Here is a 22,714-nt window from a genome sequence, read left to right on the forward strand (position 1 = left end):
GATCGGACCCGACACCCCCATCATCGTCACCGACGCCCGCCACCGCGCCGACGCCAAAAGCGCCCTCATCACCCTCGTCGAACACGCCCTCATGGCACGACTGCGGTAACGAGACGCAACCGCGTGCGGAGCCCCGGGGTGCGGGGCTCCGCGTTCAGCGCAGCAACTCGCCCAGTTCGAGGGCGAATTCACCGGGGTGGGTCACCACACCGACGTGGCCCCCCGAGAACTCCGCGAGAGCGACCCCGTACCGCTCGGCCAGCCACGCCGCGGGCCGGTACAGCCGCAACCCGTACGACGCCCACCCCGCGGCGGGCACCAACTTGCCCGCGTGCGCGTCCAGTTGGGCCAGGTCCGGCACGTGCGCGCTGAACTGACCCAGAATCCGCCCCAGGAAGAACGCCGCGTTCCCCTGGACCCGCTGGAACGTGGCGGTCATCCGCGGGGAGAGCCCGGACAGGTCCGGCTTCTCGCCGCGCTCCTCACCGCACCCCGCACCCATGTCGGCCATCGCCGCGCCCACCCCCGCGCGATGGAAGGTGGATACGACCTGGCCGAAAAAGGCGCGCTGCTCGGCCGCGTCGGGCAGGAGCGACACCAGCACCGGCTCGTGCGCGACCACCTTCGCCAGCCGGTCGGGGTGCCGCGTGAGCAGCTCCACCGCCACGATCGCCCCTGAGCTGGTACCGAAGACGTACGCGGGCGGGCCCTCCGGCGCGACCCGGTCGAGCAGCCGGTACGCGTCCTCGGCCTGCGTTCCGACGCACTGGTCCACGTCCGGTCCGTCGAGCGGGCTGCGGGAGTGGCCCCGGGGATCGTAGGTGACCACGGTGAAACGGTCGGCGAGCGCCTCGGCGACCGGTTCGAAGATTCCCGCGTCCCCGCCACCGCCCGCGATGAGCAGCAGCACGGGTCCCGTGCCGCGCACCTCGTAGCGCAGGGTCGCACCGGGCACCTTCAGCAGGTGCACGACCGGCTCAGTCATCGTCCTTCTCCCCCTCTTCGCTCCTGGGCCAGTGCTCCAGGAGGACGTGCAGTGCCTGGACCCCGCGGTCCCAGGACCGCTGCACCTCGCGGGGGTGGCCGAATCCACCCTCCGCCTCCAGGGCGATGTAGCCGTGGAAGGTGCTGCGCAGCAGGCGTACGGCGTCGGTGAGGTCGGGCTCGGTGAGGCCGTAGGCGCGGAGCATTCCGTACGTGGTGTCCACCGTGCGCGCCAGAACGGTCGTGCCGACGAGCAGCTCCGGGTCGACCTGGTGCTGGGTGGCGGCGTAGCGGCCGGGGTGGGCCAGGGCGTACGCCCGGTAGGCGTCGGCGAAGGCGACCAGCGCGTCCTTGCCGGCCCGGCCCGCGATGGCGGCCGCGATGGAGTCGATGAACTCGCCGGCCGCGTACAGCGTGACCCGCTGGCGCAGCTCGCGGAGGTTCTTGACGTGCGAGTACAGGCTCGCGTCCTTGACGCCGAAGCGCCGGGCCAGCTCGGACACCGTGACGCCGTCGAACCCGGCCTCGTCCGCCAGCTCGGCGCCGGCGACGGCGAGCCGCTCGGCCGTCAGCCCTGCTCGTGCCATCCCTGCGCTCCCCGGTCCCGGATTCGGATTCCAGACAAACCTAGGGGCCCTAGGTTTTCGCCTAATATACCTAGCCCACCCGCCGCGGGCGAACGAAAAAGCCCCCGCCCATCGGGCGGGGGCTTGCTGCGAGGGTGACCCGGTCGGGGTCAGCCCTGCCAGGAGTGCGGAGCGCGGAAGCCGGGGGTGCGCTCCAGGCGGCGCCAGCCGGCGGTGGAGCGGCCGCGCTTGGGAGCGGCGGCGGCCGGCTGGGCGGCGGCGCGGGCCAGGAGGACCGCGGTGATCGCGGCGAGCTCCTCGGGAGCGGCGTCGCCCTTCTCCACGCGGAGCAGGGACTCGGACGATTTGGCGTTCGGGGTGTTCAAGTTCGTCTCCTCTTGACTGAGGTCCGGTAGGTCCTCTTACTGAGGCGGGTTGCCGTGCTTGCGGGACGGCAGGTCGGCGTGCTTGGTCTTGAGCATCGCGAGCGAGGCGATGAGGACGGCCCGGGTCTCGGCGGGGTCGATCACGTCGTCGACCAGGCCGCGCTCGGCCGCGTAGTACGGGTGCATCAGCTCGGCCTTGTACTCCTTGACCATGCGCGAGCGCATCGCCTCCGGGTCCTCGGCCTCCGCGATCTGACGGCGGAAGATGACGTTGGCGGCACCCTCGGCACCCATCACCGCGATCTCGTTGGTGGGCCACGCGTAGGTGAGGTCCGCGCCGATGGACTGGGAGTCCATGACGATGTACGCGCCGCCGTAGGCCTTGCGCAGGATCAGCGAGATGCGGGGCACCGTCGCGTTGCAGTACGCGTAGAGCAGCTTCGCTCCGTGGCGGATGATCCCGCCGTGCTCCTGCGAGACACCCGGCAGGAAGCCGGGGACGTCCAGCAGGGTGACGATCGGGATATTGAAAGCATCGCACATCTGGACGAAGCGGGCAGCCTTCTCGGACGCCTCGATGTCCAGGACACCCGCCAGGGACTGCGGCTGGTTCGCCACGATGCCGACGACCTGGCCGTCGAGCCGGGCGAGCGCACAGATGATGTTCCGTGCCCAGCGCTCGTGGATCTCCAGGAAGTCGCCGTCGTCGACGAGCTCCTCGATCACCTTGTGCATGTCGTACGGCCGGTTCCCGTCCGCCGGCACCAGGTCCAGGAGGATCTCGGAGCGGCGGTCGGCGGGGTCGTCGCTCGCGTGGACCGGCGGGTTCTCCCGGTTGTTCGACGGCAGCATCGAGATGAGGTAGCGCACCTCCGCCAGACACGTCTCCTCGTCGTCGTACGCGAAGTGCGCCACACCGGAGGTCTCGGCGTGCACGTCCGCGCCACCGAGGCCGTTCTGGGTGATCTCCTCGCCGGTCACCGCCCGCACCACGTCCGGTCCGGTGATGAACATCTGCGAGGTCTCACGGACCATGAACACGAAGTCCGTGAGCGCCGGGCTGTAGGCGGCGCCGCCCGCGCAGGGGCCCAGCATGACGCTGATCTGCGGGATCACGCCCGAGGCCCGGGTGTTGCGCTGGAAGATGCCGCCGTACCCGGCGAGCGCGCTGACGCCCTCCTGGATACGGGCACCGGCGCCGTCGTTCAGGGAGACCAGGGGGGCACCGGCCGCGATGGCCATGTCCATGATCTTGTGGATCTTCGTGGCGTGGGCCTCACCCAGCGCACCGCCGAAGATGCGGAAGTCGTGCGCGTACACGAAGACCGTGCGGCCCTCGACCGTGCCCCAGCCGGTGATCACACCGTCGGTGTACGGCTTCTTCGCCTCCAGACCGAACCCCACGGCCCGGTGCCGCCGCAGCTGCTCGACCTCGTGGAACGAGTCCGGGTCGAGGAGCAGGTCGATGCGCTCACGGGCGGTCAGCTTGCCCTTGGCGTGCTGCGCCTCGGTCGCGCGCTCGCTCGGCCCGCGACGGGCTTCCTCACGCAGGGCGAGAAGTTCGGCCACACGGCCACGCGTATCGCTCGGCTCACCCGGGGTCTGGTCCACAACGGTCATGTACCGACCCTACGAAAGGGACCAAGGATTTCCTCCGTCGACTCCGAACAGTCTCGGGACCGCTTTCCTAGTGAGGGCTGACAGTAGACCCGCACCAGGCAGCCGACTCGACAGCCCAGGGGCCCCGAGATCTGTTGGGTTCGGACAACGCCTCGCGCCTGCTCGACGACGTCCCGTCAGCGCGTCGCCGGCTCCGGGCCGGCCCCGCGTCAGCCGAGGACGACCTCGGTCCGCACGGTCTCGCACGAGGTGCCGGGCACGACGCGCAGCCGGAGCGAGCGACCGGTGGCCAGCACCTCGACCCTCGGATCGCGGGTGGCGACCGAGCGTACCGGCCGGTCCCAGGTCAGCTCGACGGGTGCTCCGGTCCGCTCGGGAGCGGCGAGCGAGAGGGTCGCCGCGCGGTGCGCGGTGTGCACGAGGACGCTCGCCGGGCCGTTCACACCGAGGCCGCCGGTCGCGCCCGCCGTCCAGAAGTTGGCGGCGAGAAGCCCGAGCCTGCGGGACGAAATCGCCTGAACCAAGGGCGAGTTGGCGAGGATGCGGACCTTGTCTCGGTCGGCGGCACGCACCGCGGTCTCCAACTGGCGGGCGCCGGGCAGCAGCACGTAGGCGTACGAGGCGTCGGTGGGGTCGGTGCCGTGGTCGAACCAGAGAGAGAGGTAGCGGCGGGTGACGGGGTCCGCGGTGCCGCCGGTGTTGATGGCCTTCCAGGTGCCGGTGCGCTCTTCGCGCAAGGTCTGCACGGCCGCTCCGTCGGGGAAGACATAACCGCCGTGGCCCGCGAGGTGCGCCCAGTGGGCCCGCCGGAAGGAGTCGTGCCGGCCGGGGGTGGCAGGCAGGCGACGGCCGTCGACGGTGAGCGCGTTGGTGCCGGCGGCCCCGAGGTTGCGGTGGTCGGCGACCGTTTCGACGGGGACGCCGTCCGCGGCGGTGATCCCGGCGCCCAGACAGACGATCTCGTCGCCCGCGAAGAACCAGGACTTGCGGGCGGTGAGGGTGGAGGAGAGCCCCTTGAGGTGCTGCCCGACGGCCGCGTACGTACCGTCGCCCGCACCACCGACCCAGGTCGTGGCGGGCCTGGCCGCGCCCCACGCGCCGCCCTCGCCGTCCGCGAGCGGCTTGCGCGAGACGGTGGTGCCGGGCATGCGGTACGGGTCCGCGGTCGGCCAGAAGCCGTCGCTGTACTGGTCGCCCGCGAAGCCCTCGCCCCACCAGGCGAGCATCCCCGAGCCGGTGTGCCAGCCGCGCAGGTTCTCGCCGTTGCCGTTCTCGTAGTACGCGATGCGGCTCGATGCCATGCTCAGGGAGGCGGCGAAACGGGCGCCGCGGTGCACCGCGCGGTCCATCGCGGGGAAGAGGCGCGGCCCGGTCGGCGCCGGGGCCGCCGAGGGCGCGGCGTCCACGGCCGCGCGCAGCAGGGCGAGGTTGGCGACGGAGAGGCGCTGGTCGGTGAGGACCGGGGTGGTCCGGTTCCGCTCGGCCCAGCCCTTGATCAGCCCGCGCCAGCGGTCGCGTTCGGCGGGTGAGGCGCCGAGGGCCAGCATGGCGATGTGGGCCATGATCGTGCGGCCCATGAGCTGGTCGTCGGTGGTCTGGCGGGAGATCGCGCGGCCGTTGACGCAGTCCATCATCAGGCCGTCGTGGATGAAGGGCGCGTAGCTGCGCTCGACGGAGTCGAGGATGATCTGCCGGTTCGGGTCGGTGACCGCCCAAGTGGATCCGGCGAGCAGCGCGAAGAGCCGGGACAGGCCGTCGATCTGCACCTCCCCGTACGAGCCGGTGTACGCGATCCAGGTGTGCTGGACGAACGAGCCGTCGGCGTACAGGCCGTCGCCGCCGGTGACGTACGGGAAGACGGGCGAGAGGGCGTCGCGGGCGAGGGCGATCTTGGCGGCGTTCCTGCCCAGCACCCCGCGGGTGGCGAGCACCCGGCACAGGTCGGTGCGGTTGGCGCCGGTGGAGGTGCCGCTGTAGACGGCGACCGCGCTGTCCGGCACGAAGTGGTCGACGGCCGCGGTGTAGTGGGCGATCTGTCCGGCGGTGAGGGTGTCGTACGCGATGACGGCGGTGTCGAGGACGAGCCGGGGGCTGCCGATCTGCCAGTCCCACCAGTTGCCGAACGGCTTGGTGTTCTCGTTGTAGATCTGTGTGCAGAGGTGGTCGAGGCCCCTGCCGACGGCGGCGATCAGGGCGGCGTCGCCGGTGGATCCGGTGCCGGGCTGGGCCCAGGCCTGCGCCATGGTGTTGAGCCGGCCGTAGCTGGAGCTCATGTTGGCGGAGCCGGTGGCCGGGTCGGTCAGCGGCTGGTCGGGCCAGAGCGAGCCGTTCGCGGGGGCCATGGCGGCGAGCGCGGTCCGGGCCGAAGCGCCGAGCGCGGCGAGCTTGGTGGCGTAGGGCTCGGCGGTGGCGTCGAAGCCGGTGCCGAGCGTCAGGTCGCGCCAGCGCAGACGCAGGGCGTCGAACTCGTCGGCCGCTACGGGGAGTTGGACCGCCGAGGCCGGTGCGGGAGGCAGCGTCAGACCGAGGGTGGCGGCGGCGACGCCGGTGCCCGACGCGGTGAGGAAGGTGCGGCGTGAACTGCCCTGCGGGGATGGCACGGTGGCGGACCTCCGGAGCGAAAGCGAATGAGGAGGGAGGAGCGAGGAGGGGCTGAGCGAGGCGCGATGGAGCGGTTTCTCTCATGACATCGAAAGAACGCGCAATACTTCGCACATTCATCAAGGAAATTGATCGTTCGCACAGAATCGTGCACGAACGATCCAACGAGGGTTACGCTCCTGGTCAGCGGTTGACGGTGGTCGGCAGGGGCCGACGGGGAGGGGCGGAACCACGTGCACGCCGAGGACAGGCACCAGGCGATACTGCGGCGGCTACGGGAACGCGGTTCGCTTCGCGTCACGGACTTCGCCGAGGAGTTGAAGGTCTCCGCGGTCACCGTGCGGCGGGACGTGGAGGCGCTCGCCGAGCGCGGCCTGGTGGCCCGGGTGCACGGCGGCGCACTGCTCCCCGAGGTGTCCTCCCCAACCGCCGCCCAGCCGCCCCCTCCGGCCGGTCCCGGCCTGGTCTTCGGCCTCGTCGTGCCGACGGCCGACTACTACTACCCCGAGGTGATCAGGGGCGCGAGGGAGGCGGCCGCCGCCCGAGGTGTCCGCCTGGTGCTGGGCCTTTCGCAGTACAGCCCCGACGAGGAGCGGGCCCAGGTCCGCCAACTGCTGGCCCACGGAATCGACGGGCTGCTCATCGCGCCCTGCGGGACGCCCGGCGCCCAGGACTGGCTCGCGGCACTCGGCGTGCCGTTCGTCCTGGTGGAGCGGCGGTCCGGGGACGACGTGCCGGGCGCGGAGCGGGTGGTGACCGACCACGCCCACGGCGCCCGGCTCGCCGTCCGCCACCTCGCCGACTCCGGGCGCGGGCGGATCGGACTGCTCCTTCGCGCGGACAGCCCGCACAGCGCGCTGGTCCAGGAGGGCTACCTCGCCGGCCTCGCCTCGCTCGGCCTGCCCGCACCGCCTTCGCTGCGCTTCACGGTCGCGGCGCCGGAGACGGACCCGGTACGCCGGGAAGCCCAACTGGACGCGTTCACCCAGGCAGTTGAGGCCGACCTCCTCGACGCGGCCCTGGTCCACAACGACCACGACGCGATCGTGCTGCTGCCGCGGCTGCGGGTGCGGGGGCTCTCGGTGCCGGGCGATGTCGCGCTCGTGGCGTACGACGACGAGGTGGCGGCGCTGGCCGACATCCCGCTGACGGCGGTCGCGCCGCCGAAACGGGCGGTGGGGGTGGCGGCGGTCGACCTCCTCGCCCTCCGCGTCACCGATCCCGGGCGGCCTCGGCACCACCTCTCGATCCTCCCGGACCTGAACGTCCGCGCGTCCAGCACGTAGGCACGTCCCGGGGGGGGCGGGGTCGCATACGTGTGCGGGCCCGCCGGCACGGGGCCGTTTGCGCAGTTCCCCGCGCCCCTGACCCCCTTTCGACCTCGCACCATGCGTGGTTACTCGCGCAGTCCCCCGCGCCCCGACCCCCATTTCGGCTGCGGGCCGTGCCCGCTTCCCGCGCAGTTCCCCGCGCCCCTGAAAGCTTCGGTGCTGGCCCGCATCGGGCATTTCAGCCCGTCATGGGGGTCCCCCCTGGCCCTTAAGGCCTTGGGGGAGTTTGAGGACGAGCGCCGTTCAGGCGCGAACGGGGGCGCGGAGGGCGGAGCCCCGGAGAGCCGAACGCCTCGATGCCGCCGCACGGGAGGTGGGTGGGGAAACCGGCCACGGGCGAATCAGCGGCGGACCTCCCAGCGCACCGCACCCCGCAGCCCCGCCGCGATCCCGGGGTCGCGGACCGAGGCCGTACGGTCGGCGACCCGGACCGTCAGGTCATGGGCGCCCCGCCCGAGGCCGAGCCCCCGTACGGGCACCGCCGTACGCCCCTCGTACCGCCGGAGCTCCCGCCCGTCCAGATACCACCGCACCGTCAACTGCCGCGCCCCCGCGAGCCGCGGCACCACGACCCGAGCCGTGTCGGACGACCGCAACGTACGCGCCGTGGAAGTTCCCGGCGTCGCGATCGAGGCGTGCCGGTAGAACCCCGCGATCATCGCCTCCACCCCGGGCAGATTGAACGGCTTGCCCAGGATCCGCATGATCGATCCGTCCGTCGGCCGGCTGAGCCCGGTGACGTAGTAGCCGCCGCCCTCGTACGCGCCCACCGTCCCGCCGTCCGGCGAGGTCTCGCCGAGCCACCGGTACCACTTGGTCCGGTCGGCGGCCATCCGGTCCGCCGTCAGGATCGAGATGTTGGACTGCTCGGCCTCCGGCCCCGAGTAGTGCTCGTAGCCCGGCGTGTCCGGGTAGAAGTATTCGTCGGCCAGCTTGCCCAGTGAGTGGCCGGTCTCGTGGATGGCGACCTGGCCGGACTTCGCGTTGCCGGCCGACGCGGTGGATATGCCCTCGTAACCCAGCTTCACGGACGGCTCGTTGTACCCGGCCCCGCCGTACTTCGCGCTGTTGGCGAGGACGACGACCAGGTCGGCCTGGGGCGCCTTCGCCACGTACGAGTCGACCTTGTCCTGATCGACGCAGAGCAGCCGCTCGACGCCGTCGCACCAGAAGTACGAGCCGAGCGCGGTGCTCTTCACGTCGCCCTGCGCCGGGTCGCCGGAGACACCGCTCTCGGGCGAGACCGCGTCCACCGTCCACACGTTGAAGAGGTTCTGGTACGTCGTGTACGGCTCGACGCCGGTGATCTCGCCCCACTTCTCCTTGGCGTCGGCGTGGAACCGGTCCAGCTGGTCGGCCGTGTAGCCGTCGCCCACGACGACGATGTCCAGGCGGTCCGCGGTCGAGCCGTTGTCGACCACCTTGGTGACTTGGCCGTCCGCGGCGACGGCGGCCGGCGCCGAGAGGTGCGGTGCGGGCCTGCCCTGCCCGGCCACCGGGACCAGCGCATGGCCCGAACCCGCGGGGGTGGGCCCGGAGGCGGCTTCCGGGCCGGGTATCTCGACCTGCACCCGCGGCCCCGGCAGGGGTGGACCGGCGGCGGCCGCGGTGCCGGGCCCGGCCGCGAGCGCGGCCAGCACGGCGACACCGGCGAGCGCGGCCGTCCCGAAACGCCTGTGCGGGCGCCTGGACAGGCGCATGGCTGAACGTGTGGGCGGACGCATGAAGTCCCCTCCCTGCAACGGAAGTTAAGCATTCGGGTAAACGCATTGAACGAGCTGCTTAAATTAGGGGGCGCACGGGGCGTGCGCAATGCCCTGGGGCCAAGGGGACGCCATGGACGAACCAGCCGTGATCGGTCGCCGAGTTCAGCGACTGCGCACCGAACTGGGCCTGACCCAGCGCCAGTTGGCCGAGCCCGCCTATACGCCCGCCTATGTGTCCACCCTGGAGTCCGGCAAGGTCCGCCCCTCCGACGCCGCCCTGCGCCATCTCGCCGAGCGCCTCGGCACGACGTACGAGGAACTGGCCACCGGGCGCCCCGCCCGGCTGCTCACCGAGCTGCGCCTCGGGCTCACCGACGCCCAGCGCGCCCTCGCGACCGGCGAGGCGGACGAGGCGGCCGTCCGCTTCCGCCGCCTGCTCACCGAGGCCGAGCTGCACCACCTCGACGAGGAACGTGCGGAGGCGCTGCTCGGACTCGGCGACTGCGCGCTCGAAACCGGTGAACTGGCCGACGCCGTAGGGCACTTCGAGTCGAGCGAGCGACTCCTGGCCGCCGAGCCGCTGCCTCGCCGGGTGCGCGCCGTGCGGGGCCGGGCGGTCGCCCACATCCTGGCGGGCGAGCTGCGCTACGCCTGCTACGTACTGGAGTCGGCCATCGACGAGCTCGGCACCAGCGGGCTCGGCGACCCAGAGGCGCTGGTGCTCCTGTACGCCGCGATCATCGGGCCGTACCTGGACATGGGCGCGCAGGCCCGCGCGGCGCGCGCCGCCGAGCTGGCCCTCGCGCTCGCCCCGCAGGTCTCGGACCCGGCCCTGGTCGCCGGAATGCACCGGCAGGTCGCCCGCACCTTCCTGGCCGAGGGGCGCCTCGCCGATGCGGACGCCTCGCTCGCCAAGGCCCAGTCGATCTACCGCCAGCTGCGGCTGCGCACCGATCTGGCGCACTGCCACTGGATGCGCGGCTACGTCTACGCCCAGGAGGGCCGACTCGACCGCGCCGAGCGGGAGTTGCGCACCGCACGCGACATGCTCGCGGCCAAGCGGGCCGCGCTGTTCACGGCCCAGGTCGAGGTGGAGCTCGCGGACGTACTGCGACGGCTGGGGCGGCACGAGGAGGCGATGGCCCTGCTGGCCCCCCTCACCGAGCTCGGCGACCAGCACGGCGCGGTGCACGCGGGCGGCGCGCACCGGCTGCTCGGTCTGATCCGCGAGGAGCAGGGGGACGGCGAGGCGGCGGAGGAGCACTACGTCACCGCGCTCGGCCTGCTGGAGCGGAGCGGCGCGAGCGGCGACCTGGCCGACCTGTGCCGGCTCCTCGGCGACCTGCTGCGCCGCACCGGCCGCGTCGAAGCCGCCATGGACGCCTACCGCACCGGCCTCGGCCACCGTGCCGCCCCCGGCACCACCACGCTGGGCCCGGCCCCCTTGCCGCCCCGCATCTGAGCCCCGCATTCGAGTCCCGTAACAGCCGCCGCCCCACCCCCGCCGGCGGGCCGTCGGCAGGCGGGCCGCCACGCCGTTGCGTCGAAGTAGTTGAAAGTCGAACGGAATAGTCCTACAGTGAATCGCGTTGAACTCGTTGAAACTTAAACCGCTTCGGCGCAAAGCCGCGGCGCGTCCCCCAAGGAGCAGGTCATGGGTCTCTTCGGCCGCAAGAACAGCACCGACACCACGCTCGACCCCGCCGCGCCCGCGCCCGTCGCGGTCGACCCGGCGCTGGCCGCCCTGAGCGGCACGTACACCGTCGACCCGGCGCACAGCAGCATCGGCTTCTCCGTGCGGCACGCCATGGTCACCAACGTCCGCGGCTCCTTCTCCGAGCACGAGGGCACCCTCACCCTGGACGGCGCGAACCCGGCCGCCTCCGCCGCCTCCCTCGACGTCAAGATCGCCAGCGTCGACACCGGCATCGCCGACCGCGACGCCCACCTGCGCAGCGGCGACTTCTTCGACGCCGAGCAGTTCCCGCTCATGACGTTCCGCTCGACCGGCGCCGAACAGCTCGGCGGAGACAAGTACCGGATCACCGGCGACCTCACGATCAAGGACGTCACCCGGCCGCTCGCCATCGACCTGGAGTTCAACGGCACGGCCACCGACCCCTACGGCAACCAGCGCGTGGGCTTCGAGGGCGGCGCCGAGATCCTGCGCTCCGACTGGGGCCTGACCTGGAACGCGGCCCTGGAGACCGGTGGCGTCATGGTCAGCGACAAGGTGAAGCTCACCTTCGACATCTCCGCCATCAAGTCCGCGTAACGCCCGGCCCGCATCCCCGCCGGGGGCCTCAGGGCTCCCGCGGCGGGGCCGCCGCCAGAACCGCCGCGAGCAACCCCGGGAAACGGGCGTCGAGTTCGGCCGTGCGCAGGGTGATCTGCTTCTCGCGGCCGGAGCGGCTCTCGCGGGTCAGCCCGTTCTCGCGCAGCACCCGCCAGTGATGCGTGGCGGTGGCCTTGGTGACCTCGACGGGCAGGCTGCCACAGCTGCGCGGCCCGGCCGAGCCGGCGAGCTCGCGCACGATCGAGATCCGCACCGGATTGCCCAGGGCGGCCAGCACGTCTTCCACGGCGACGCGGTCGAGATCGGGGTGGTGGGTCGGCATTCCCCCAGTGTAAGCGCGACGGTAAGAGAGATCTCGTACTGTACGATTTCTTACGTACTGTCGTACCTTTCCGTGCCCCTGCGTACGGAACCGCACTGGGTCACGCCAGGACCCCCGCCGACCGAACCCCCGGAGCTTCCCCATGCCCCACCCGACCCAGCCCGTCGCCCTCGTCACCGCCGCTAGCCAGGGCATCGGCGCGGCCATCGCCCGCGAGCTGGCGGCCGACGGCTACCGGGTGTCGCTGCTCGCCCGCTCGCCGGGGGTGCTCGACCTGGCCGAGGAGCTCGGCGGGATCGCGGTGCGCGGTTCGGTGACCGAGCCCGCCGACCTGGAGCGGGTGGTCGCGGCCACCCTCGACGCCTACGGCCGGATCGACACGGTCGTCAACAACACCGGGCACCCCGCCAACGGCGGCCTCCTGGAGACGAGCGACGCCGACTGGCACGCGGGACTCGACATGCTGCTGCTCAACGTCGTGCGCATGGCCCGGCTGGTCACCCCGCACCTGACGGCCAACGAGCACGGCGGCACGATCGTGAACATCTCCTCGTACACGGCCTTCGAACCGCTGGACTTCATCCCGGTCTCGTCCAGCCTGCGGGCCGCCCTGACCTCGTTCACCAAGCTGTACGCCGACGAGTACGCGGCCCGGGGCGTCCGCATGAACAACGTGCTGCCCGGCTATGTCGACAGCTGGCCCGAGGACCCGGACACCGTGGCCCGCATCCCGGCCGGCCGGTACGCCACCGTGCGGGAGGTGGCCCGGGCGGTCGCCTTCCTGGCGTCACCGGCGTCCTCGTACATCACCGGACAGAACCTGCGCGTGGACGGCGGCGTGGCCCGCACCCTCTAGCGGGCCCCGCCCGGCCCGGATCAGCCCGGGAATCGGGCCGCGAAGACGGCCAGCGTGACGGCGACCGTGAGCACGACCAGTGCCGCGGTCGCCTTCTCGCGCGTGGTGTACGGCGGCACGGGCGGCAGCGACGGGAAGCCCTCGTGCGCGGGCGTCGACGCGGAGTCGGCGGGCGCGCGGCCGACGGCCCTGCGGCGGGCGCCGCGCAGCAGCCCGTACAGGAGCGGGAACATCGCCGGGCCGAGCAGCGCGGCCAGGCCCGTCCAGGCCGGCAGGCGCAGTGCGGCCACGGTCAGGAGCACCGCGTCGAACCACGCCCAGCAGCCGAGGGCCGCGGTCAGCGGGGCCCGTACGAGGAGCCGCAGCGGGGCGCGGCCCCGGCGGGCCAGCGTGGTGAGGGTCTCGGCCAGCACGGCGGTCCGGTCGTCCGCGGGGCGCGCCCGCGCCCGGTCCCAGGCCTGCTGGGCGGCACCGACCGGGTGGCCGATCACGGTCAGGACGAGGCGGGCGTCATGGCGCTGCACCCGGCCCCCGGGCCTCGACGCCGCTTCGGGCGCGATCGGCCCGGGTACCGCATCGGGGTCCAACTCCCGTATGCGTGCGGCGAGTTCGGGGAGGCGACGGCCCTGTTCCGGGTCGCCGCCGGTCCGGCACAGGTCGTAGTAGGCGAGGAGCAGGCCGAGGTCCTCGGGGAAGGTCGCGAGGCCCTCGTCGAGGACGGCCGCGGCCCGGTCGGCGTGGTCGCCGTGGCCCTCGGCCGCGTGCGCCCGGCCGAGCAGGGCGTACAGGGCGGGATCGGGCCCGTCCGTGTAGAGCGCGGCTCGTGCCGCCTTGCGCGCGGCGCTGGTGCGGCCCGCCCGCAGCAGCGCCTCCACGTCGGCGCAGGCCGCCGTGACGTCTTCGTGCCCGGCTTGCAATGTGTCCCCAACCCTGGATGTGCGGCTCGCAACTATCACCTGCTGGAACGGGGTGGGTCAACAGCAGCCGGGCAGGTCAGGCGGGCCGGGGCGGGTTACCAGTCCCCGCCGCCGAAGCCGCCGCCGTCTCCGCCGCCGCCCCCGTCGCCCCAACCGCCGCCGAAGTCGGACGGGTTGAAGTCGGAGCCCGACACGTCGCCGCCGTCGTAGCTGGAGCCCGTGTCGTACGACCCGGCCCCGTAGTCGGACGCGTACGCGGGCGTCGACAGCATCGAGCCGAGCATCGTGCCCATCAGGAGGCCGGGCAGCATGCCGCCGCCGAAGTAGCCGCCCGCCCAGGGGCCGTAGGCCGGGCCCGCGTCGTAGTAGGGGCGGCGGCCCTGGTCGGTGTCGACCTCGCGGACCATCGGGTCCTGGCCGTCGCGCAGCCGGGTCGCGTCGGCCTGGCACACCGGGACCTGGCGCGGGGCGCCGCCGGCCGGGGTCCAGGTGGCGTCCTCGACGGAGGGGCCGTGGCGCGGGTCGAAGAAGCAGGGGGCACGGCGCTCGGGCAGCGGCCGGTGCTCGCGCCGGGCGGCCAGGGTGGCCAGCGAGAACCGGCCGTCCTCCAGGGCCTGGGTCACGCCGGTCACATCGGCGGGGCGCTCGGCCTTGGCCATCAGCGTCTTGGACGTCTCGTACGAGTCGAGGGCGCGCTCGTAGTCGGCGCGCATCGCGTCGTCGGCGCCGGCCTCGGCGGGGTGGAAGTCGAGCCGGTCGAGCTCCTCGCCGAAGGCGGTGATGTCCTCGTCCACGACGACCTGGAGGCGCTGCAGCGCGGCCCGCTCCTCCTCGGCCTTCTTCTTGCGGTTGCGGCGCACCAGGGCGTACCCACCGGCGCCGCCGACCACGACCACGGCGCCCACCGCGATCAGCGCTCCGGTGCCGTCCCCGCCGCCGGAGCCCGAGCCGCCGCCCCACGAGGCGGGGGCGTGGCCCTTCATCTGCGGCAGGGCCTTGTCGACGAACGCGTTGAGCTGGGTGGCGGCGCTCTCGCCCGTGCCGGGGGCGCGCACGGCGCTGTTCAGGTTCTGGACGGCCTGGCGCTGCATGACCTTGCTGTCGGCGCCGGAGGTGAAGGCGTCGCCGAGCCGGATCGCGTACAGGCCGGTGACGCCGGTGTCCGTGCGCAGGTTCGGCAGGATCGAGTTCTTGGGGTACGCGGCGCTGTTGGGCAGCACGGCCACGAACAGCGGCTTGTCCGCGTCCTTGATCTTCTTGGCCAGGGCGTCGGCCTGGGCCTGGCTGAGCTGGTTCGCGGCTCCGGGGTCCACGTAGACCGGGCTCTTCTTGAGGTGGTCGGCCACGTCGGACGCGCCACCGGCGGCCATGGCGGGGCCCGCCGTGGCCAGTGCGGCGAGTGCGACGGCGGAGAGTGCGGAGAAAACCCTGAGCCTCATGGTCCCGACGCTACCCGAGGCCGCGCGGAAACGGACATACGGGGTACCGCGGCCGGGGGCCGAGGGGCGCCCGCGGGACCGGGGTCCCGCGGGGACGCGGCCCTTGGTCCTGCCGCTCCCCCGGGCCGCGCGGCTAGCGCGGCGGCTGGGTCCCGGCCCGCAGCAGGCCGTAGGTGTACGCGTCCTGGAGTGCCTCCCAGGACGCCTCGATCACGTTGGGGCCGGCGCCGACCGTGGTCCACTCGCCGGTGCCGTCGGTGGTGGTGATCAGGACGCGGGTGGTGGAGGCCGTGCCGTGCTTGCCCTCCAGGGTCCGGACCTTGTAGTCGACCAGCTCGAACTTGGCGACCTGCGGGTAGAACCGCTCAAGGCCTTCCAGGAGCGCCGAGTCCAGCGCGTTGACCGGGCCGTTGCCCTCGGCGCTGACGATGATGCGCTCGCCGCCGACCCAGAACTTCACGGTGGCGCCGTTGGCGTGGGTGCCGTCCTTGAGGGTCTCGATGATCGCCCGGTAGGACTCGATGCGGAAGTAGTCGCGCGGCCCGCCCTCGACCTCGTCCCGCAGGAGCAGCTCGAACGAGGCGTCGGCCGCCTCGTAGGTGTAGCCCTGGAGTTCACGGGCCTTGACCCGCTCCACGACCCGGGCGACGACGTCCCGGTCGTTGCCGAGGTCGACGCCGAGCTCCTTGCCCTTGAGCTCGATGGAGGCGCGGCCGGCCATGTCGGAGACGAGCATCCGGATGTGGTTGCCGACCAGGCCCGGATCGATGTGCTGGTACAGATCGGGGTCGACCTTGATCGCCGAGGCGTGCAGGCCGGCCTTGTGCGCGAAGGCGGAGACGCCGACGTACGGCTGGTGCGTGGAGGGGGCGAGGTTGACCACCTCGGCGATGGCGTGCGAGATGCGGGTCATCTCGGCGAGCGCGCCCTTGGGGAGCACCCGCTTGCCGTACTTGAGCTCCAGGGCGGCGACGACCGGGAACAGGTTGGCGTTGCCGACCCGCTCGCCGTAGCCGTTGGCGGTGCACTGCACATGGGTGGCGCCCGCGTCGACCGCGGCCAGGGTGTTCGCGACCGCGCAGCCGGTGTCGTCCTGGGCGTGGATGCCGAGCCGGGCGCCGGTGTCGGCGAGCACGGTGGCGACCACGGCCTGGATCTGGGCGGGCAGCATCCCGCCGTTGGTGTCGCACAGGATGACGACGTCGGCGCCGGACTCGCTCGCGGCCCGCACGACGGCCTTGGCGTACTCGGGGTTGGCCCGGTAGCCGTCGAAGAAGTGCTCGCAGTCCACGAAGACCCGGCGGCCCTGCTCGCGCAGGTGGGCGACGGTGTCCCGGACCATCTCCAGGTTCTCGTCCAGGGTGGTGCGCAGAGCCAGTTCGACGTGCCGGTCGTGCGACTTGGCGACCAGCGTGATCACGGGGGCACCGGATTCGAGCAGGGCCCGCACCTGCGGGTCCTCGGCGGCCCTGCCGCCCGCACGCCGGGTGGCGCCGAAGGCCACGAGCTGGGCGTTGCGGAAGCTGATCTCCTGCTGCGCGCGGGCGAAGAACTCCGTGTCGCGGGGGTTGGCGCCGGGCCAGCCGCCCTCGATGAAGCCCACACCGAACTCGTCCAGGTGCCGGGCAATCGTCAGCTTGTCCGCGACGGTGAGGTTGATGCCCTCGCGCTGTGCCCCGTCGCGCAGCGTCGTGTCGAAGACGTGGAAGCTGTCGTCGACCCGGAGGCCGTCGCGAAGACTCTCCTCGGCGGCTTCGTTCGCCTCGTTGGTCGTCATGCTGATCTGACTCCTGTCGGGTGAGTGGCTCCGAACTCATGGCTCCACTTGCCCCCGTCGTCGCGCTCCTCGCCCCGGCCGTGGTGGGGGCCGGTAAACGAAAAGACCCCTCGCGGGTGCGAGAGGTCTGCGCGCGGGTCTGGGGCACGATGGCCGCTGCCGCGGGAGGTGTCCACGGTTTCAGCGGTCACTGCGGACCGGCGCGCTGCTGTCCATAATCATGTCGGAAGCGAGCACGCTGGCAGTCTGCCACATGGGCCGGGGGTCCTGATCGGGGGTCTCACCATCCGGGCGCCCCGCCGACCTGCACTAATTCGACGGAACCGGCTCCGCCTGGGTGCGCCGGGGCTCGTCCTCGACCCGGTGGAGATCGATGTCGCGCGTCTCGCGCATGGTCAGGTAGACGACCAGGGACACGGCGGCGCAGCCCGCCACGTACCAGTAGAACCCGGACTCGGCGCCCGCCTTCTTGAACCACAGCGCCACGTATTCGGCGGTCCCGCCGAACAGCGCGTTCGCGATGGCGTAGGGCAGGGCGACGCCGAGCGCGCGGATGCCGGTCGGGAAGAGCTCGGCCTTCACACAGGCGTTGATCGAGGTGTAGCCGGTCACCACGACCAGGGCGAGCAGGGCCAGGCCGAAGGCCGGCCAGAAGGTCCCCGCATGCTTGAGCATGGTCATGATCGGCACGGTCAGGAAGGTGGAGCCGACGGCGAAGGTGATCAGGAGCGGTCGGCGCCCGATCCGGTCGGACAGCGCGCCCGCGAGCGGCTGGATGCACATGAACACGAACAGGGCGCAGAAGCTCACGAGGGAGGCGGTCGACTTGTCCATGCCCGCGCTCTTGGACAGGAACTTCGTGAGGTACGTCGTGTACGTGTAGTACGCGACCGTGCCGCCCATGGTGAGCGCCATGACCAGGAGCGCCTCGCGCTTGTGGGCCCACAGCGCCTTGAGGGTGCCCCGGTCCTCGTCGCGGGCCGCGCCGGACTCCTCGTACACCTCGGTCTCCAGCATGGAGCGGCGCAGGTAGAAGACGACGGCCGCGCCGAGGGCGCCGACGATGAAGGGGACGCGCCAGCCCCAGCTGTGCAGGGCGGCGTCCGAGAGGCTGCGCTGCATCACGATCTGGAGGCCGAGGCCGAGGAGCTGGCCCGCGGTCATCGACACGTACTGGAAGCTGGAGGCGAAGCCGCGCTTCTTCGGGTCGGACGCCTCGGTGAGGTAAGTGGCGCTGGCCGCGTACTCGCCGCCGACGGAGAGCCCCTGCAGGAGGCGGGCGACCAGCAGGACGGCCACTCCCCCGTATCCGGCGACCGCGTACGTCGGGGCGATCGCGATCAGGATCGCGGAGGCGGACATGAGCGTGACGGTCAGGGTGAGCGCGGCCTTGCGGCCCTTGCGGTCGCCGATCCGGCCGAGCAGCCAGCCGCCGACCGGCCGCATGAAGAAGCCCACCGCGAAGATCCCCATGGTGTTCATGAGGTTGGCGGTCTCATTGCCCTTCGGGAAGAACGCGTCCGCGAAGTAGACGGCGAACGTGGCGTACACGAACCAGTCGAACCACTCGACCATGTTGCCGGCCGAACCGACCCAGATCTTCTTCCACTGCTCTCGTCCCATGGACGCCCACGTTGACGCAGGCCCGCCCGGTCGACAAGGCGTGCGGGCGCAACGATCGGGCCTACTTGCGTGCGTTGCGTTCCCCGTAGCGGGCGCGAATCAGGGGCGCATCAGCGCCTCGTCCACGAACTCCCTTACGTGGTCCAGCACTTGGGCGCGCCCGGTACCGGGCAGGCCGACCGCGACATGCACGCTGAACCCGTCGAGCAGGGCGCGCAGCCGGGAGGCGAAGCGGTCGGCGTCGACCGCTCGGAACTCGCGGCGCGAGACGCCCTCGGCGAGTATCGCGACCAGGTCGCGGTGCCAGGCGCCCTCGATGGCGGCCTGGCGGGCACGGGCCGCGACGTCCGCGTTCTGCGAGCGGTTCCAGACCTCCAGCCACAGGATCCAGTGCGGATCGCGCGGCCCGTCCGGAACGTACAGGTCGACGTAGGCGTCGAGGCGCTCGCGGACGGTGCCGGGCCGGGCGAGCAGTGCGCGCCGCTCGTCGCCGAGGCGCCCCTCGCTCCACTCCAGGGTCTGGAGCAGCAGCTCGTCCTTGGTGCGGAAGTAGTAGAGGAGGTGCCCACTGGACATGCCGACCTCGCGGCCGAGCCCGGCCATGGTGAGCCCGTCGAGTCCGCGGTCGGCGATCGTGGCCATGGCGGCGACGAGGACCTCCTCGCGGGGCGGAGCGGTGTTGCGGCGGCGGGCGGCGGGACTCATCACGCGTCAGTTCTACCCGATGCGCCCGCCGGCGCCGCCCGCGGTCACACCTTGGGCTGCTGCTGGGTGATGCAGTGGATGCCGCCGCCGCCCGCGAAGATCGTCCGGGCGTCGACGAGGGTCACCGTGCGCTCGGGGAACAGCCGGCGGAAGATGCCGGCCGCGTTCTCGTCGCGCGGGTCGTCGAAGGCGCACAGGACCACACCGCCGTTGCAGAGGTAGTGGTTGATGTACGAGTAGTCGACCCAGCCGTGCTCGTCCTTGATGACGGTCGGCGCGGGGATCTCGACGACCTCCAGGGAGCGTCCCCTGGCGTCCTTCTGGGAGCGCAGCAGGGCCACGTTCTCCTTGCCGAGCTCGTGGTCGGGGTGGGCCGGGTCCGGCTGGGTGTGGACGACCACGACGCCGGGCCGGGCGAACGCGGCCACGATGTCGACGTGGCCGAGGGTGCCGTAGCCGTGCGGCGGGTAGTCGGCGGTCAGGCCGCGCCGCAGCCAGATCGCCTTGCGGGTGCCGAGCATGGCGTGGATCTCCGTCTCGACCTCCTCGCGGGTCCAGTCCGGGTTGCGCTCGGGGCCGAGCTGCACGGTCTCGGTGAGCAGCACCGTGCCCTCGCCGTCGACGTGGATGGCGCCGCCCTCGTTGACCAGGCGCGAGGTGTACGTGCGCGCCCCGGCCAGGTCCGAGACATGGGCGCCGATCTTGGCGTCGTGCTCCCAGGTCGCCCAGTCCTGGGCGCCCCAGCCGTTGAACGTCCAGTCCACGGCGCCCAGTTGACCCTTGCCGTCGGTGAGGAAGGTGGGCCCGATGTCCCGCATCCAGGCGTCGTCCAGTTCACGCTCGACGAGCTCGATGTCGGGGCCGAGCAGGGCGCGGGCCTCCTCCGCCTGGCCGGGTCCCACGACCATGGTGACCGGTTCGAAGCGGCGGACCGCGCGGGCGACCGAGGCCCAGGCGGCGCGGGACTCGGCGAGCTCGGCCTCGTTGGGGAAGGTGACGTTGGGCCCGGGCCACGCCATCCAGGTCCGCTCGTGCGGGGTCCACTCGGCGGGCATGCGGAAGCCGTCGGCGGCAGCTGACATCAGCGTGGTCCTTACAGGAAGTAGAGGCGGTTGAGGGAGACGGAGTCGGCCGGTTCGGAGCGCAGTGGGTCGCCGTCGAGGGTGACGAGTCCGGTGCGGCCGTCGACGCCGACCGCGCCGGTACGGGAGTTGAGCAGGAGGTCGGCAGGGCCGATGCCGCGGGTGCCGCGTACCGCGACCCGGCGCCGCCGGGTGGGCAGCAGGTCGCCGCCCTGGTCGAGGGCGGCCTTCGCCACGAACGCGACGGACAGCTCGGCCGCGGTCCCGCCGTGCGCCCCGAACAGCGGCCCCAGCACGAGGGGTTCACAGGTGTCGGTGGCCGCGTTCGGGTCACCGGTGACACCCCAGGCGGGGAAACCGGACTTGAGGACCATCTGCGGCTTCGCACCGAAATACGCCGGTCGCCACAGCACGATGTCGGCCATCTTGCCGACCTCGATCGAGCCGATCTCGTGCGCGAGCCCGTGCGCGATCGCGGGGTTGATGGTCAGCTTCGCCATGTACCGCAGCACCCGCGCGTTGTCGTCACCGTCCCCGTCACCCTCCAGCGCACCGAGCTCGGCCTTCATCTTCCCGGCCATCGCGAACGTACGGCGCACCGTCTCACCGGCCCGGCCCATGCCCTGCGCGTCCGAGGACGTGATCCCGATCGCCCCCAGATCGTGCAGCACGTCCTCCGCACCCATCGTGCCCGCCCGGATACGGTCCCGGGCCATCGCCGCGTCCCCCGGCAGATCCGTCTTCAGATCATGCACCGAGACGATCATCCCGTAGTGCTCGGCGACCGCGTCCCGCCCGAACGGCAGCGTCGGATTCGTGGACGAGCCGATCACATTCGGCACCCCCGCCATCTTCAGCACGTTCGGCACATGCCCGCCCCCGCACCCCTCGATGTGGAAGGCGTGGATCGTCCGCCCCTCCAGCACCTTCAAGGTGTCCTCGACGGTCAGACACTCGTTCAACCCGTCACTGTGCAGGGCGACCTGGACATCGTGCTCCTCCGCCACCCGCAGCGCCGTATCCAACGCCCGGGTGTGCGCACCCATGTCCTCATGCACCTTGAACCCGCACGCCCCGCCCTCCGCCAAAGCCTCCACCAGCGGAGCCGGATCCGAGGACGAACCCCGGCCCAGGAACCCGATGTTGACCGGCCACGCGTCGAACGCCGCGAACGCGTTGCGCAACGCCCACGGCGAATTCACACCCACACCCCACACCGGGCCGAACTCCTGGCCGATGATCGTGGTCACACCCGAGGCGAGCGAGGCCTCCATGATGCGCGGCGACAGCAGATGCACATGGGTGTCCACCGCCCCGGCGGTAGCGATCAGCCCCTCACCGGAGACGATCGACGTGCCGGTACCGACGACCACGTCCACATCGTCGAGCGTGTCCGGATTCCCGGCCCGCCCGACCGAGCAGATCCGCCCCTCACGGATACCGATGGACACCTTGCGGATGCCCAGCACCGCGTCGATGACGACCACGTTGCTGATGACGACGTCACACGTCTCGCGGACGGCGGCGGCCTTCAGATGCAGCCCGTCCCGGGCCGTCTTGCCGAACCCGGCCAGGAACTCGTCACCCGGGGCCTGCGAGTCGGACTCGACGCGCACGGTCAGACCGGAGTCCCCCAGCCGGACACGGTCCCCGGCACGGGGGCCGTGCACCGAGGCGTACTCGTACGGGTCCATCACTTGTCTCCCTCTCGCGCACCGGTTCCGAGGTATCCGCAGGCAGCCGCCCTGCGCAAGGCCTCGTCCTTGGCGCCGGGCGCGTCAAGGGGCCCGTCGACCAGGCCCGCGAAGCCGATCGCGATGCGGTCGCCGCCGATGGGCACGAGGCCGACGTCCGCACTCTCCCCGGGACCGAACCTCACCGACGACCCCGCCGGCACACACAACCGCATCCCATACGCGGCAGCCCGGTCGAAATCCAGCCGGGGGTTGCACTCGAAGAAATGGAAGTGCGAGGTGACCGAGACAGGCACGGTGGCGGTGTTGGTCACGGTGAGCCGCACCACCGGTTCCGCCTCCGGGTAGCCCTCGCCGGGGAGGAGCGCGCCGGGCGCCTCCTGGCCGGCCGTGCCGCCGATGGGGTCGGAGACCACCGCGAGCCGGGAGCCGTCGTCGAAGACGGCCTCCACATGCACCTCGGTGACCACGTCGGACACGCCGGGCAGCACGTCGTCGGGGCCGAGCACGGACCGGGCCGCCTCGATGGCCTCGGCCAGGCGCCGGCCGTCGCGGGCCGCCTCGCACACGGTGTCCGCGATCAGCGCGGTCGCCTCCGGCACGTTCAGCCGCAGCCCCCGGGCCCTACGGGCCCGGGCCAGTTCCGCGGCACCGAACAAAAGCAGCCGGTCACGTTCCGTCGGGGTCAGTCGCACGCCACCACACCTCCTGTTTGAACGCCACTCTAACCAGAGATTTCACAGACGGGAAGCATTGACGTCACGGCTTGGTGTGCGTCACATTGAGCGGCACTCAAACCGCACGAAGAG

At 72.1% G+C, this 22,714-nt stretch carries 19 protein-coding genes and 1 pseudogene; 5 read left to right on the plus strand and 15 right to left on the minus strand.

Translation table 11 applies throughout. The annotated features are described in order from the left end of the window. Nucleotides 1-109: pseudogene (locus IE267_RS39680) on the plus strand (ATP-binding protein); the annotation flags it as partial. Between the two features lie 45 nt (nucleotides 110-154). Here the strand turns inward: IE267_RS39680 and IE267_RS19845 are convergent. From IE267_RS19845 to IE267_RS19865, 5 genes are all read right to left on the minus strand, one after another. Next, a complete protein-coding gene (locus tag IE267_RS19845) occupies nucleotides 155-985 on the minus strand; it encodes an alpha/beta fold hydrolase (protein ID WP_189764127.1) in 831 nt (276 codons plus the stop codon). Beyond that, complete coding sequence (locus IE267_RS19850) at nucleotides 978-1,571, minus strand: TetR/AcrR family transcriptional regulator (RefSeq protein WP_189764128.1); 594 nt, start codon at nucleotides 1,569-1,571, stop codon at nucleotides 978-980. Before IE267_RS19850 ends, IE267_RS19845 begins: the two co-directional genes overlap by 8 nt. Before the next feature lie 149 nt (nucleotides 1,572-1,720). After that, nucleotides 1,721-1,936: an acyl-CoA carboxylase subunit epsilon gene (locus IE267_RS19855; protein ID WP_189764129.1), complete on the minus strand. Its 216-nt coding sequence runs from the start codon at nucleotides 1,934-1,936 to the stop codon at nucleotides 1,721-1,723. Between the two features lie 36 nt (nucleotides 1,937-1,972). Further along, a complete protein-coding gene (locus IE267_RS19860; protein WP_167156622.1) occupies nucleotides 1,973-3,556 on the minus strand; it encodes an acyl-CoA carboxylase subunit beta in 1,584 nt (527 codons plus the stop codon). A 209-nt stretch (nucleotides 3,557-3,765) separates the two neighbouring features. Next, nucleotides 3,766-6,156 (minus strand): polysaccharide lyase 8 family protein, encoded by a 2,391-nt coding sequence (locus tag IE267_RS19865; protein ID WP_189764130.1) that lies wholly within the window; start codon nucleotides 6,154-6,156, stop codon nucleotides 3,766-3,768. Nucleotides 6,157-6,390: 234 nt separating this feature from the next. Here IE267_RS19865 and IE267_RS19870 point away from each other — a divergent pair, with 234 nt between their 5' ends. Further along, nucleotides 6,391-7,443: a substrate-binding domain-containing protein gene (locus IE267_RS19870; RefSeq protein WP_189764131.1), complete on the plus strand. Its 1,053-nt coding sequence runs from the start codon at nucleotides 6,391-6,393 to the stop codon at nucleotides 7,441-7,443. Nucleotides 7,444-7,829: 386 nt separating this feature from the next. Here IE267_RS19870 and IE267_RS19875 read toward each other — a convergent pair whose 3' ends face one another. Beyond that, a complete protein-coding gene (locus IE267_RS19875) occupies nucleotides 7,830-9,188 on the minus strand; it encodes a M64 family metallopeptidase (RefSeq protein WP_229861333.1) in 1,359 nt (452 codons plus the stop codon). A 136-nt stretch (nucleotides 9,189-9,324) separates the two neighbouring features. Here IE267_RS19875 and IE267_RS19880 point away from each other — a divergent pair, with 136 nt between their 5' ends. Continuing rightward, nucleotides 9,325-10,656: a helix-turn-helix domain-containing protein gene (locus tag IE267_RS19880; RefSeq protein ID WP_189764133.1), complete on the plus strand. Its 1,332-nt coding sequence runs from the start codon at nucleotides 9,325-9,327 to the stop codon at nucleotides 10,654-10,656. Between the two features lie 192 nt (nucleotides 10,657-10,848). Beyond that, nucleotides 10,849-11,469: a YceI family protein gene (locus IE267_RS19885; RefSeq protein WP_167156630.1), complete on the plus strand. Its 621-nt coding sequence runs from the start codon at nucleotides 10,849-10,851 to the stop codon at nucleotides 11,467-11,469. Between the two features lie 28 nt (nucleotides 11,470-11,497). Here the strand turns inward: IE267_RS19885 and IE267_RS19890 are convergent, their stop codons facing one another. After that, on the minus strand, nucleotides 11,498-11,812 hold the full coding sequence (locus tag IE267_RS19890; RefSeq protein WP_161251126.1) for an ArsR/SmtB family transcription factor: 315 nt from the start codon (nucleotides 11,810-11,812) through the stop codon (nucleotides 11,498-11,500). Between the two features lie 142 nt (nucleotides 11,813-11,954). On the opposite strand from IE267_RS19890, the gene IE267_RS19895 reads away from it, so the two are divergent. Further along, nucleotides 11,955-12,668: an SDR family oxidoreductase gene (locus IE267_RS19895; RefSeq protein ID WP_189764134.1), complete on the plus strand. Its 714-nt coding sequence runs from the start codon at nucleotides 11,955-11,957 to the stop codon at nucleotides 12,666-12,668. 20 nt (nucleotides 12,669-12,688) lie between these two features. On the opposite strand, the gene IE267_RS19900 is transcribed toward IE267_RS19895, so the two are convergent. The 8 genes from IE267_RS19900 to ureA all read right to left on the minus strand — a co-directional run bounded on the left by IE267_RS19900 (nucleotide 12,689) and on the right by ureA (nucleotide 22,600). After that, nucleotides 12,689-13,585, minus strand: coding sequence for a hypothetical protein (locus IE267_RS19900; RefSeq protein WP_189764135.1), 897 nt, complete (start codon nucleotides 13,583-13,585; stop codon nucleotides 12,689-12,691). Between the two features lie 95 nt (nucleotides 13,586-13,680). Then, nucleotides 13,681-15,024, minus strand: a complete 1,344-nt coding sequence (locus tag IE267_RS19905) for a hypothetical protein (RefSeq protein ID WP_161251132.1) — start codon at nucleotides 15,022-15,024, stop codon at nucleotides 13,681-13,683. 133 nt (nucleotides 15,025-15,157) lie between these two features. Continuing rightward, on the minus strand, nucleotides 15,158-16,801 hold the full coding sequence (gene cimA / locus IE267_RS19910; RefSeq protein WP_167156638.1) for a citramalate synthase: 1,644 nt from the start codon (nucleotides 16,799-16,801) through the stop codon (nucleotides 15,158-15,160). Between the two features lie 309 nt (nucleotides 16,802-17,110). After that, nucleotides 17,111-18,424 (minus strand): MFS transporter, encoded by a 1,314-nt coding sequence (locus tag IE267_RS19915; protein ID WP_167156640.1) that lies wholly within the window; start codon nucleotides 18,422-18,424, stop codon nucleotides 17,111-17,113. 99 nt (nucleotides 18,425-18,523) lie between these two features. Further along, nucleotides 18,524-19,129: a TetR/AcrR family transcriptional regulator gene (locus IE267_RS19920; RefSeq protein ID WP_161251138.1), complete on the minus strand. Its 606-nt coding sequence runs from the start codon at nucleotides 19,127-19,129 to the stop codon at nucleotides 18,524-18,526. A 44-nt stretch (nucleotides 19,130-19,173) separates the two neighbouring features. Further along, complete coding sequence (locus tag IE267_RS19925; protein WP_189764136.1) at nucleotides 19,174-20,211, minus strand: agmatine deiminase family protein; 1,038 nt, start codon at nucleotides 20,209-20,211, stop codon at nucleotides 19,174-19,176. An 11-nt stretch (nucleotides 20,212-20,222) separates the two neighbouring features. Then, nucleotides 20,223-21,905, minus strand: coding sequence for an urease subunit alpha (locus IE267_RS19930; protein ID WP_189764137.1), 1,683 nt, complete (start codon nucleotides 21,903-21,905; stop codon nucleotides 20,223-20,225). Continuing rightward, on the minus strand, nucleotides 21,905-22,600 hold the full coding sequence (gene ureA / locus IE267_RS19935) for an urease subunit gamma (RefSeq protein ID WP_167156644.1): 696 nt from the start codon (nucleotides 22,598-22,600) through the stop codon (nucleotides 21,905-21,907). Before ureA ends, IE267_RS19930 begins: the two co-directional genes overlap by 1 nt. Nucleotides 22,601-22,714: the final 114 nt, after the last annotated feature.

The organism is Streptomyces xanthochromogenes (assembly GCF_014650455.1).
GTDB lineage: Bacteria > Actinomycetota > Actinomycetes > Streptomycetales > Streptomycetaceae > Streptomyces > Streptomyces xanthochromogenes.